This window comes from Streptomyces mashuensis, assembly GCF_014654785.1.
Lineage (GTDB): Bacteria > Actinomycetota > Actinomycetes > Streptomycetales > Streptomycetaceae > Streptomyces > Streptomyces mashuensis.
Genome location: NZ_BNBD01000001.1, coordinates 1,176,819 through 1,189,310 on the forward strand (window position 1 = coordinate 1,176,819; position 12,492 = coordinate 1,189,310).

5 protein-coding genes are annotated in these 12,492 nt (G+C 76.3%); 3 read left to right on the forward strand and 2 right to left on the reverse strand.

The annotated features are described in order from the left end of the window. Window positions 1–61: 61 nt before the first annotated feature. From IE305_RS04980 to IE305_RS04990, 3 genes are read left to right on the forward strand one after another with little or no spacing between them, the layout of a single operon-like run. Window positions 62–7,291 carry a non-ribosomal peptide synthetase gene (locus tag IE305_RS04980; protein ID WP_190128102.1) on the forward strand — a complete coding sequence of 2,410 codons (7,230 nt, stop codon included), beginning with the start codon at window positions 62–64 and terminating at the stop codon, window positions 7,289–7,291. Between the two features lie 3 nt (window positions 7,292–7,294). After that, on the forward strand, window positions 7,295–7,495 hold the full coding sequence (locus tag IE305_RS04985; protein WP_190128103.1) for an MbtH family protein: 201 nt from the start codon (window positions 7,295–7,297) through the stop codon (window positions 7,493–7,495). Between the two features lie 47 nt (window positions 7,496–7,542). Beyond that, entirely contained in the window at window positions 7,543–8,922 is a 1,380-nt protein-coding gene (locus IE305_RS04990) for a DHA2 family efflux MFS transporter permease subunit (protein WP_190128232.1), read from the forward strand. On the opposite strand, the gene fes is transcribed toward IE305_RS04990, so the two are convergent. Then, entirely contained in the window at window positions 8,853–10,052 is a 1,200-nt protein-coding gene (fes, locus tag IE305_RS04995; RefSeq protein ID WP_190128104.1) for an enterochelin esterase, read from the reverse strand. The two genes, IE305_RS04990 and fes, sit on opposite strands and share 70 nt — an antisense overlap. Window positions 10,053–10,291: 239 nt before the next feature. Further along, window positions 10,292–12,475, reverse strand: coding sequence for a Fe(3+)-hydroxamate ABC transporter permease FhuB (fhuB, locus tag IE305_RS05000; protein WP_190128105.1), 2,184 nt, complete (start codon window positions 12,473–12,475; stop codon window positions 10,292–10,294). Window positions 12,476–12,492 lie beyond the last annotated feature (17 nt).

The following is a 12,492-nucleotide window of genomic DNA, read 5'->3' on the forward strand; positions in this document are numbered from 1 at the left end:
CGTGCCCGGGATGTCCCCGGAGCGCGCAGCACCCCTGTCACCTCACGGGAGTCCCCACGCCATGCGTCACCACCCGGCCGCGTCCCCCAGCCACCCCCGCGAGGTCCCGGAACCCGCCGGACTCCCGCTGCTCGCCGCCCAGTCCGGCATCCTCCACGCCCAGGCGCTCGCCCCCGGCAGCCCCGTCTTCAACACCGGCGACACCGTCGACATCCACGGCCCCCTGGACACCGGCCACTTCGAGCAGGCGCTGCGCCGCACCGCCGGCGAGGCCGAGACGCTCTCCGTGCTCGCCGTCCCCGGCGACCACCCCCACCAGCGCACCGGCGCCGCCGGCCCCTGGCAGCTGCACCACGTCGACCTGCGCACCGCCGCCGACCCCGCCGCCGCGGCCGACGCCTGGGCCCGCGCCGACCTCGCCCGGCCCGTCGACCCCGCCCGCGGGCCCCTGGTCACCCAGGCCCTGTTCCGCCTCGCCGACGAGCACTACCGCTGGTACCAGCGCGTCCACCACTTCGCCGTCGACGCCTACGCCCTCACCCTCATCGGCCGCCGCGTCGCCGAGGTCTACACCGCCCTCGTCACCGGCACCGACCCCGCGCCCCGCACCTTCGGCACCCTGCGCGAACTCACCGACGACGAGGCCGCGTACCGCGCCGGCGAACGCCACGCCGCCGACCGCGACTTCTGGCGCCGGCGCCTGGCCGACGCGCCCGCCCCCGCCTCCTTCTCCGACCGCCCCGCCACTCCCGCCGGCCCCGCTCTGCGCCACACCGCCGACCTGCCCGCCGGCACCGTCGACCGCCTCCAGGCCGCCGCCGAGACCGCCCGCGCCACCTGGGCCGAACTCCTCGTCGCCGCCACCGCCGGCTACGTCCACCGCGTCACCGGCGCCCACGACGTCGTCCTCGGCCTGCCCCTGACCAACCGTCACGGCCGCGCCGCCCTGCGCACCCCCGCCATGACCGTCAACGTCCTGCCCCTGCGCCTCGGCGTGCGCCCCCAGGACACCGCCGCCGAACTCCTGCGCCGCGTGGTGCTCGAGATCCGCGCCGTCCGCCGCCACCAGCGCCACCGCCAGGAGGACCTGCGCCGCGACCTCGGCCTCACCGACCCCGTGCAGCCGCTGTTCGGGCCGATGGTCAACATCAAGCCCTTCGAGGCCGACCTCGACTTCGCCGGCCTGCCCGGCGTCGTCCGCAACCTCGCCGCCGGCCCCGTCGACGACCTGGCCGTCGGCGTCACCCCCCGCCCCGGCGGCGCCCTGCGCCTCGTCCTCGACGCCCACCCCGGCCGCTACGACACCGCCGCCCTCGCCACCCACGAACGCGGGCTGCGCCGCTACCTCGACGCCCTCACCACCCTCCTGCGGGACGACCCGCAGCGTCCCCTGGGCACCATCGACCTGCTCACCACGGCGGAGATACGTTCCGCCACCGCCGGCCGCACCGAACCGCCCGTCCCGCACACCCTGCCGGAACTCCTCGCCATGCAGGCCGCCCGCACCCCCGGGGCGGTCGCCGTGCGCGGCACCGACGCCACCCTCACGTTCGCCGCCCTCGACGCCGCCGCCAACCGCCTCGCCCACGAGCTGCGCGCCGCCGGCCTCACCCCCGGCACCCCCGTCGCCGTCGCCCTGCCCCGCGGCGCCCGCACCGTCGTCGCCCAGTTCGCCGTCCTCAAGGCCGGCGGCGTCTGCCAGACGCTCGACCTCGGCCACCCGCCGCAGCGCCTGGCCGCCGTGCTCGACGACACCCGCCCCGGCCACGTCATCACCACCACGGACGCGGTCACCGTCCTGCCCGGCCACGACCTGCCCGTCCTCCTCCTCGACGACCCCGCCACCCGCGCCCGCCTCGACGCCCGGCCCGCCACCGCCCCCGACGCCTCCGGCCCGGGCCAGGCCGCGTACGTCATCCACACCTCGGGCTCCACCGGCCGCCCCAAGGGCGTCCTCGTCACCCACGCCTCCCTGGCCAACCTGTACGCCGGGCACGGCACCGACCACATCGACCCCGCCACCGCCCGCGCCGGACGCGACCGGCTGCGCGTGGCCCACAACGCCTCGTTCGCCTTCGACGCCTCCTGGGACCCCGTCATCTGGATGGTCCACGGCCACGAACTGCACGTCCTCGACGACACCGCCTACCGCGACCCCGCCCTCCTCACCGCGTACGTCCACGAGCACCGCATCGACTACCTCGACGCCACCCCCTCCTACCTCGACGCCCTCCTCGCCGAGGGCCTCCTCGACACGGACCGCCACCGGCCCTCCGTCGTCGTCGCCGGCGGCGAACCCGTGCCCGGGCCGCTGTGGAGACGCCTGGCCGCCACCCCCGGCGTCACCCCCCTCGACCTCTACGGCCCCACCGAGACCACCGTCGACGCCTACGCCTGGCAGCCCGGCCCCACGCCCGGCGCCCCGCCCACCGGGCAGCCCGTGCGCGGCTCCCGCACCTACGTCCTCGACACCTGCCTGCGCCCCACCGCCCCCGGTGTCACCGGCGAGCTGTACGTCGCCGGCGCCTGCCTCGCCGCCGGCTACCTCGGCCGCCCCGGCCCGACCGCCGAACGCTTCGTCGCCGACCCCTTCGGCGCCCTCCACGGCGAACCCGGCGCCCGCATGTACCGCACCGGCGACCTCGTGCGCCGCCGCCCCGACGGCACCCTGGAGTTCCTCGGCCGCGCCGACGAACAGGTCAAGATCCGCGGCTTCCGCGTCGAACCCGGCGAGGTCCAGGCCCTGCTGGCCGCCCACCCCTCCGTCGCGCACGCCGCCGTCGTCGCCCGCGACAGCGCCACCGGCCCCCGCCTCCTCGCCTACGCCGTCCCCGCCGGCGGCACGCCCTGCGACCCCGAGGAGCTCCGCGCCCACCTCGCCGCACGGCTGCCCGCAGCCGCCGTGCCCGCCGCCGTCGTCCTCCTCGACGCGCTGCCCCGCACCGCCAACGACAAGCTCGACCACCGCGCCCTGCCCGACCCCGGGCCCGCCCCGGCCGGACCGGGCACCACCGGGCACGCCGGCCCCCGCACCGCCCACGAGGACATCGTCCGCGGCCTGTTCGCCTCGGTCCTCGGCCTCGACACCCCACCGGACCCGCACACCAGCCTCTTCGACCTCGGCGGTCACTCCCTGACCGCCGGCCGTCTCGCCGCCCGCCTCCGCGACACCTTCGGCACCCCCGTCGGCCTGGCCGAGGTCTTCGCCCACCCCACCCCCGCCGCCCTCGCCGCCCTCCTGACCCGGGCCCCCGAAGCCGGCGACCCGCCGCGTCCCGCCCTCGTCCCCGTCCCCCGCACCGGCGACCTGCCGCTGTCCCCGGCACAGAAGCGGCTGTGGTTCCTCCACCGCCTCGAAGGCCCCAGCCCCACCTACAACATCCCCCTCACCCTGACCCTCGACGGCCCCGTCGACCAGGACGCCCTGCGGCTCGCCCTCGCCGACGTCACCGCCGCCCACGAAACCCTCCGAACCGTCCATCCCGCCGTGGGCGACGAACCCCGCCAGCACATCCTCCCCGCCGGCGAGGCCACCCCCGCCCTCCACACCGCACCCCTCGACGCCGACCTCACCGCCGCCGTCCGGCACTGCTTCGACCTCGCCACCGAACCCCCGCTCCGCGCCACCCTCTTCACCGACGGCGGCCAACGGCACACCCTGCTGCTGCTCCTGCACCACATCGCCGCCGACGGCGCCTCCACCACCCCCCTGGCCCGCGACCTCGCCACCGCCTACACCGCCCGCGCCGCCGGCCGTGCCCCCCAGCTGCCGCACCGGCCCGTCCAGTACGCCGACCACACCGCCTGGCAGGAACAGCTCCTCGGCACCCCCGGCCGGCCCACCCCGCTCGCCCGGCGGCAACTCGACCACTGGAAGGAGGCCCTGGCCGGCCTCCCCGACCAGCTCGCCCTGCCCACCGACCGGCCCCGGCCCCCCGTCGCCTCCCACACCGGCGACACCGTGCCCTTCCACCTCGGCGCCGACGCCCACGCCGCCCTGCGCCGGCTCGCCCGCGCCACGGGCACCAGCGTCTTCATGACCGTCCAGGCGGGCCTCGCCGCCCTCCTCGCCCGCCACGGCTGCGGCACCGACATCCCGCTCGGCACGCCCGTCGCCGGCCGCGACGACGACACCACCGCCGGCCTCGTCGGCTTCTTCGTCAACACCCTCGTCCTGCGCACCGACGTCTCCGGCGACCCCGCCTTCCGCACCCTCCTCGACCGCGTCCGCACCACCACCCTGGCCGCCCACCGCCACGCCGACCTGCCCTTCGACCGGCTCGTCGAGGAAATCAACCCGCCCCGCTCCCTCGCCCGGCACCCCCTCTTCCAGGTGATGCTCGCCTGGCAGTCCCTGCCCGACGACACCTTCACCCTGGGCCCCGGCCTCACCGCGCGAACGACCGCCGTCCCCACCGGCACCGCCAAGTTCGACCTCACCCTCAACGCCGGCGAACGCGCCGACGGCAACGGCATCTCCGGCTTCCTCGAGTACCGCACCGACCTCTTCGACCGCGCCACCGCCGAACGCCTCTCCACCCACCTCGCCCGGCTGCTCACCGCGGCCGCCGCCGACCCCGGCACCCCCGTGGGCCGGCTGCCGCTGCTCGACGACGCCGAACGCCACCAGGCCCTGGTCGAGTGGAACACGGCCCTGTCCGTGCCCGCCGTCACCGAGCGGCGCACCCTCGTGGAGCAGTACGAGGACGCCGCCCGCCGCCACCCCGGGCGCACCGCTGTCACGTGCGACGGCGCCCACCTCACGTACGCGGAGCTGTCCGCCCGCGCCAACCGCCTGGCCCGGCAGCTCGCCGTGCGCGGCATCGGGCCCGGCGCGATCGTGGCCCTCGCCCTGCCCCGCTCCCTCGACCTCGTCACCGGGCTCCTCGCCGTCGCCAAGGCCGGCGCCGCCCACCTGCCGCTCGACCCCGACTACCCGGCCGACCGGCTCGCGTACATGCTCGCCGACGCCGCCCCGGCCGCCGTCGTCACCGACACCGCCACCGCCTCGCGCCTCCCCGCCCACGACCTGCCCGTCGTCCTCACCGACGGCACCGGCTCCGCCGCGTACGACGCCACCGACCTCACCGACGACGACCGCACCCGCCCGCTGCACGCCGACGACGTCGCGTACGTCATCTACACGTCGGGCTCCACCGGCCGCCCCAAGGGCGTGCCCGTCACCCACCACAACGTCACCCGCCTCTTCACCACCACGGCCCCCCGGTTCGGCTTCGGCGCGCACGACGTGTGGACGCTCTTCCACTCCTACGCCTTCGACTTCTCCGTATGGGAGCTGTGGGGCGCGCTGCTGCACGGCGGCCGCCTCGTCGTCGTGCCCCACCTGGTCAGCCGCGACCCGGCCGCCTTCCTGCGGCTCCTCGCCCGGGAGAAGGTGACCGTCCTCAACCAGACCCCCTCGGCCTTCCACCAGCTCATGGCGGCCGACCGGGAGAACCCGGGCAGCGACCTCGCCCTGCGCCACGTCGTCTTCGGCGGCGAGGCCCTCGAACCCGGCCGGCTCGCCGACTGGTACGAGCGCCATGCCGACGACGCGCCGACGCTCGTCAACATGTACGGCATCACCGAGACCACCGTGCACGTCACGCACCTCGCCCTCGACCGGTCGAGCGCCGCCGCCGGCACCGCGAGCACCATCGGCGTCCCCCTGCCCGACCTGCGCGTGTACGTCCTCGACCCGTACCTCCAGCCCGTGCCGCCCGGCGTCACCGGCGAGATGTACGTCGCCGGCGAGGGCCTGGCCCGCGGCTACCTCGGCCGGCCCGCCCTCACGGCGGAACGGTTCGTCGCCGACCCGTACGCGCACCTCTTCGGAGAGAGCGGCACCCGCATGTACCGCTCCGGCGACCTCGCCCGCCGCCGCCCCGACGGCACCCTGGAGTACGCCGGGCGCGCCGACCAGCAAGTGAAGATCCGCGGCTTCCGCATCGAGCCCGGCGAGATCGAGGCCGTCCTCGCCGGCCACCCCGACGTCGCCGACACCGCCGTCGTCGTCCGCGAGGACACCCCCGGCGACCAGCGCCTCGTCGCCTACGCCGTCCCCGCCCGCACCACCACCCCGGCACGGCTGCGCGAGCACTGCGCCGGCGAACTGCCGGTCCACATGGTCCCGTCGGCGGTCGTCCTCCTCGACCGGCTGCCACTCACCGCCAACGGCAAGCTGGACCGCAAGGCCCTCCCCGCCCCCGGCCCCGCCGCCCCCGTCACCGGCGGCCGCCCGCCCCGCGGCCCCCGCGAGGAACAGCTCTGCGCCCTCTTCGCCGACGTCCTGGGCCTGCCCCGCACCGGCGTCGACGACAACTTCTTCGACCTGGGCGGCCACTCGCTGCTCGCCGTACGCCTCGCCGGGCGCGTCAAGGCCGCCTTCGGCACCGACGTCGGCATCGGCACCGTCTTCCAGGCCCCCACACCCGCCGCGCTCGCCGCCGCGCTGGAGGCCACCGGGCACACCGAGCACACCGACGCCCTCGACGTCCTGCTGCCGCTGCGCCCGGCACGCGACGGCGACCGGTCACCGCTGTTCTGCGTCCACCCCGCGGGCGGCCTCGCCTGGTGCTACGCCGGCCTCATCCGCCACCTGCCCGCCGACGTGCCGGTCTACGGCCTCCAGGCCCAGGGCGTCGGCCCCGCCACCGCCGCCGAGCTGCTGCCCCGCACCCTGGAGGAGCTCGCCGCCCACTACGTGGACCGGCTGCGCGAGGTCCGGCCCGACGGCCCGTACCGCCTCCTGGGCTGGTCGACCGGCGGCATCATCGCCCACGCCATGGCCGCCCTCCTCCAGGAGCAGGGCGCCGACGTGGAACTGCTGGCCATCCTCGACGCCTACCCCGCCGAGGGCTTCCGCGACCTGCCCGTCCCCGACCTGGCCGAAGCCCTGGAAGCCCTGCTCACCATGGGCGGCCACGGCCCCGAGATCCTGGAGGGCAAGCCCCTGGACCTCGCCCACGTCACCGAGGTGCTGCGCCGCGAGGGCTCCCCGCTGGCCGGCCTCGACGCCCCCACCATCGAGGCCCTCAACCGCGTGTACCTCAACACCAACCACCTGGTGCGCGGCTACGACACCCGCGTCTTCCACGGCGACGTGCTCTTCTTCCGCGCCACCGTCGACACCGTCGACGCCACGCTCACGCCCGGGACGTGGACCCCGTACGTGACCGGGCGGATCGCCGCCACGGACGTCGCCTGCTCGCACAAGGACATGACCCTGCCCGCACCGATCGCGCACATCGCGAGCGTCATCGCCGACCACCTGAACACTCCGGAGAGCTGACCCATGAACGACGCACCCGCCAACCCCTTCGACGGCGACGGCGAGTTCCTCGTCCTCGCCAACCTCCTGGGCCAGCACAGCCTGTGGCCCGGCTTCGCCGCCGTGCCCGGCGGCTGGACCGTCGTGCACGGGCCGTGCGCCCGGCACGAGGCCGTCGACTGGATCACCGCGCACTGGACCGGCCCGACCCCGGTGGCCCCGTGACCCGCATCGCCCCGCGCATCGCCGTCGTGATCGTGTACACGGCGGCGATGTGCATGAACGGACTCGACTCCACCATCGTCAACCCGGCCCTGCTCACCATCGCGCGCGGCTTCGGCGCGCCCGTGACGGCCGCCCACACCGTCGAGACGGCCTTCCTCGTCGCCCTGGCCGTCGCGCTGCCCGCCGCCGGCCGGCTCGGCGACCGCCTCGGCACGAAACGCGTGTTCCTGGGCGCCCTGGCCGTCTTCACCGCCGCCTCGGCCGCCTGCGGGCTCGCGCCGTCGCTGACCGCCCTCGTCGTCGCGCGCGCGGTGCAGGGCGTGGCCGGCGGGCTGCTCACGCCCGTGGGCACGACGCTGCTGTTCCGCACGTTCCCGCCGCACGAGCGGGCGAGGCTGTCGAAGGTGCTCATCGTGCCGACGGCACTGACGCCCGCCCTGGGGCCGCCGCTCGGCGGCTTCCTCACCCAGCACCTGTCCTGGCACTGGCTGTTCTTCGTCAACGTGCCGGTGGGCGTCGCCGCCGTGCTGATCGGCGCGGTGGGCATCCGGGAGCGGGCCGAGGGCGCCGACGGGCCGTTCGACCGCACGGGCTTCCTGCTCGCCACGCCCGCGCTCGGCCTCCTCACCTACGCGCTGGGCACCGGCCCGTCGCACGGCTGGACCACACCGGCCGTCGCCGGCGGCGGGCTGCTCGGCCTCGCCCTCCTCGCGGCGGCGGTGACGCATCTGCTGCGGCGGGCCGCGGTGCCGCTGCTCGACCTGCGGCTGCTCGCCGACCGGGTGTTCGCGTCCGCGTCCGCGCTGGCGCTCCTCACGTCGGCGGGCCTGATGGGCGTGCTGTTCGCGTTCCCGCTGCTGTACCAGGAGGCGCTCGGCGCCTCCGCGCTGGACGCGGGCCTGTCCGTCTTCCCCGAGGCGCTGGGCCTGATGCTGGCCTCGCAGGCCGTGGACCGGCTGCTGCCGCGGCTCGGGCCCCGGTTGCTCGCCGCACCCGCCCTGGCCCTGGCCACCGGCGTCTTCGCGACGCTGGCCGTACCGGGCGTGGCGGAGCACGCCTGGGCGGTGCGGGCGCTGATGTTCTGCGTCGGCCTGGTGCTCGGCACGGCGGTGCTGACGGTGCAGATCGCCGGTTTCGACGGCATCGCCCCGGCCTCGACGGGGCAGGCCATGGGGCTGTTCACCATCGTCCGTACGCTGGGCGGCGCGCTCGGCGTTGCGGCCGTGGCGGCGGTGCTCGCCGGCTCCGGGGTGCGCGGCGAGGAGGCGGACCCCGGCCCGTACCGGGTGGCGATCCTCGCCACGGCCGCCCTGGTGGCGGCCGGCACGCCCTTCGCGCTGCGGCTGCCGGCGCGGGTTCAGCAGGCCGGGCCCGGGCCGAGCAGCCCGGCGAGCCCGGCGGCGAGCCCACCGCGCCAGCAGGCGTAGTCGTGACCGCCGTTGAACTCGTCGTACGTCACGTCGTAGCCGCGGGACCGGAGGACGTCGCGCAGGTGCCGGTTCTGCGGCAGCAGCATCCACTCCTGCAGCCCGACCTCCAGGTGGAAGCGGACCGGCCGCCGCTCGTGGCGTGCGTACTGGCGCGTGAGCCATTCACTGCCGGCGCCGGACTCCGTGCCGTCCGGCCACCAGAACGAGCCCGACTGGGACAGCACCAGCCCGAACCGCTCCGGCCGGCGGAACCCCGCGAACGCCGCGGTGAGCCCGCCGGCGCTCTGCCCCGCGACGACGGTGCGGGCCGGGTCGCCGGGCGTGCCGTACGTCCGTGCCGCCCAGGGCAGCAGCACGTCGGCCAGCCAGTCGACGAACTCCTCGCTGCACGACAGGTCGGCCATGCGGCGGTCGCGTCCCATGGTGTGCACCATCAGCGTGACGGTGGGCGGGACCCGGCCGTCGGCCAGCAGGTTGTCCATGCTGGTCCCGAAGTCCAGCACCGGTCCCCACACCTCCCCGTCGAACAGCACCACCACGGCCTGCGGCACGCCCCCGCCGGCCGGCCGGTGCACGCTGACCCGGCGCCCGTCGACGACCGCCTCGCCCCGCTCGCCCCGGGCCACGCCGTCGCGGCGCGCGACCCAGGGCTGCGGCGGGGCGTCGGGCAGCGCCAGCACGGAGGACGGGCTGCGCCCGTCCCGGGCGGGCAGCACGGCTCCGAGGGCGAGCGGATCGGGCACGGCGGTGTCGAGCACGTGCAACCAGGCGGCTCGGTCGGTGTCTGGGGTGTCGCGTGAGACGTGGAACTGGTACGAGGCCCGGTGATCTGCACGCAACCGGTGACTGAGGGCCCACACGTCGGTTCCCGGAACGCGCCGCATGAGATGCGGGGTGAGGTCACCGGCGTGCCGGTCCTTGTCGGTGACGGTGTGGAGGAGAGCGAGGACGTGGCTGTCGCCGCCGCCGCTGTCACGCCAGAGGAAGGTGACGAGCCGGTACCGCGGGTCACCCTGCGGGTCGGGCTCGACTAGGGGGGTGCCGTGGGCTTGGACGCGGGTCCAGAAGGTGTCGAGGGCAGCGGGCTCGGCGGCGAGTTCGCGAAGTGTCGCGCTCTGCAGTTCCATGGTGTGCCTTTCACGTGGCGAGGGGGGAGGGGGCCCCGGTCCCGCCCTTTCACCGTTTCCCGCTACCGCGGTGGTGTCCTCAAACGCCGGACGGGCTTGATGTGGCTGAGCGCTCAGCCATAACAGCCTCGCCGGCGTTTGAGGCGCGGGGTCCGGGGCGGAGCCCCGGTTACGGGATGGGGGTCCCCCCGGCCGGAGGCTGGGGGAGGGCGGGGTGGGGGAAGAACCGCCGGAGGCGTCTACAACCGCGCCGCACTCGACCGGCCGAGCAGCACCCACAACAGGAACGGCCCACCCAGCACGGTCGTGACGATGCCCACGGGGATCTCGGCACCGCCGAGCACAAGGCGGCCGAGCGTATCGGCGACCACAACCAGCACCGCCCCCGTAAGCGCCGCCGCAACCACCGGCACCCGCCCGGCCCCCACCACCCGCCCCGCAATCACCGGCGACGCCAGCGCCACGAACCCCACCGGCCCGCAGACGCCGACGGCCAGGCCCGCCAGGGCCACGGCCAGGAGCAGGCAGAACAGCCGTACTCGGTCCGGCGCGACGCCCAGCGACGCGGCGGTCGCGTCGTCGAACCGCAGGACGTTCAGCCGGCGCGCGACGACGAGCGCGAGCGGCACGAGCACGGCCAGCCCGAGCAGCATCGGGCCGGCCACGCCGTAGCCGCGCCCGTTGAGGCTGCCGGACGTCCACACGTACAGCGAGGTGGCCGAGGAGAGGGAGCGGCGGGCGAGCACGACCTGCGTGACGGCGGAGGCGAGCGCGGACGTGGCGAGGCCGACGACGAGGACGCGGTGGCCGCGTTGTCCCGTGCCGCCGGAGAGCGCGGTGACGAGGAGGACGGCGGCGAACGCGCCGAGCGGCCCGGCCCACCAGGCGCCGAACGTGCCGGTGAGGGTCGTGGAGACGAGCACGGCGGCGGTGGCGCCGTCGTTGACGCCGAGCAGTTCGGGTGTGGCGAGCCGGTTGCGGGCGAGGGTCTGGGTGAGGCAGCCGGCGAGGCCGAGCGCGGCGCCGGCGGCGAGGCCGGCGACGATGCGGCCGAGCCGGAATTCCTGGACGAGGAGCACGTCGAAGTGGTCGCCGGAGCCGAGGACGGCGCGGAAGGTGCGGGTGAGGCCCATGTCGCTCTGCCCGGCGTGGGCGGCGAGCACGACGGCGGCGAGCAGCAGCGCGGCCAGCGCGAGGGTGGCGAGGAGGGGCCGGCGGGGCACGAGGAGGGACAGCCGGCCGCGGCGGAGGACGAGTCCGGGGCCGGGGTCCGTCTCGGGGCGGGCCCGCCGGGTCGCCGGCGCGGGGTTTCCGTCGGTGTCGGTTGCGGGGCCGGTCAGGCCGGTGGCGGTCAGGCGGCGGGAGCGGACGATGCCGATGAGGACGGGCGCGCCGATGAGTGCGACGACGACGGAGACGGGGGCCTCGAAGGGCCGGGAGACGACGCGGGCGAGGACGTCGGCGCCGGTCAGGACGCCGGCGCCGATGAGGCCCGCGAGGAGGATCTGCGCGGTGAGCCGGGGCCCGGCGACGGCGCGGGCGAGGAACCCGGCGAGCAGCCCGAGGAAGGAGACGGGGCCGACGAGGGCGACGGAGGCGGCGGTGAGCAGGGTGACGGCCACGGCGACCGTCGCCCGGACGGTGGCGGGCCGGTGGCCGAGTCCGCGGGCGAGGTCGTCGCCGAGGGCGAGCGCGGACAGCGGGCGGACGACGAGCAGGGCGACGGCGAAGCCGGCGGCCAGGACGGGCAGGAGGCCGGTGAGTTCGCCGAGGCCCTCGACGCCGGCGAGGGAGCCGAGGATCCAGGAGCGGTAGCGGTCGTAGGTCTCGGCGGAGTTGACGACGACGATGCTGGTGATGCCGCCGAAGGTGGCGCCCAGTGCGGAGCCGGCCAGGACCAGGCGTACGGGCGAGCCGCCGCCCCGGCGGCCGGCGGCGAGCAGGACGAGCGCGCCGGCGGTCAGGGCGCCGCCGAAGGCCCACAGCAGGTGGCCGTAGCCGCTGCTCACGCCGGCGAGGGCGATGCCGGTGACGACGCCCAGGGAGGCACCGGCGTTGACGCCGAGGAGGCCGGTCTCGGCGAGGGGGTTGCGGGTGACGGCCTGGAGGAGGCTGCCGGAGGTGCCGAGTGCGGCGCCGACGAGGAGCGCGGTGAGCGTCCGGGGGATGCGCAGGTCGCCGACGACGAGGGCCAGCCGGGAGTTGTCGCGGGCGCCGTGCCGGCCGAGGAGGTAGTCGGCCACGTCGCCCGTGCCGACGTTGCCGGCGGCGCCGGTCGTGAGGGACAGGGCTGCGAGCACGAGGACGGCGAGCGCCAGGGCGGCGGTGGCGGTGGCGAGACGGGTCCGGCTGCCCCGGGGAGGGGGTGGGGGTGCGGGTGCGCCGGCGGCTTCCGCCACGGTGTCCACGTGCGACAGAGTCATAAGGTAAGGCTATCCTA

Excerpts from the sequence above, each read along its gene's own strand:
- fes (WP_190128104.1), bottom strand. The coding sequence starts at position 10,052 with ATGGAACTGCAGAGCGCGACACTTCGCGAACTCGCCGCCGAGCCCGCT.
- IE305_RS04980 (WP_190128102.1), top strand. The coding sequence starts at position 62 with ATGCGTCACCACCCGGCCGCGTCCCCCAGCCACCCCCGCGAGGTCCCG.
- IE305_RS04985 (WP_190128103.1), top strand. The coding sequence starts at position 7,295 with ATGAACGACGCACCCGCCAACCCCTTCGACGGCGACGGCGAGTTCCTC.
- fhuB (WP_190128105.1), bottom strand. The coding sequence starts at position 12,475 with ATGACTCTGTCGCACGTGGACACCGTGGCGGAAGCCGCCGGCGCACCC.
- IE305_RS04990 (WP_190128232.1), top strand. The coding sequence starts at position 7,543 with ATGTGCATGAACGGACTCGACTCCACCATCGTCAACCCGGCCCTGCTC.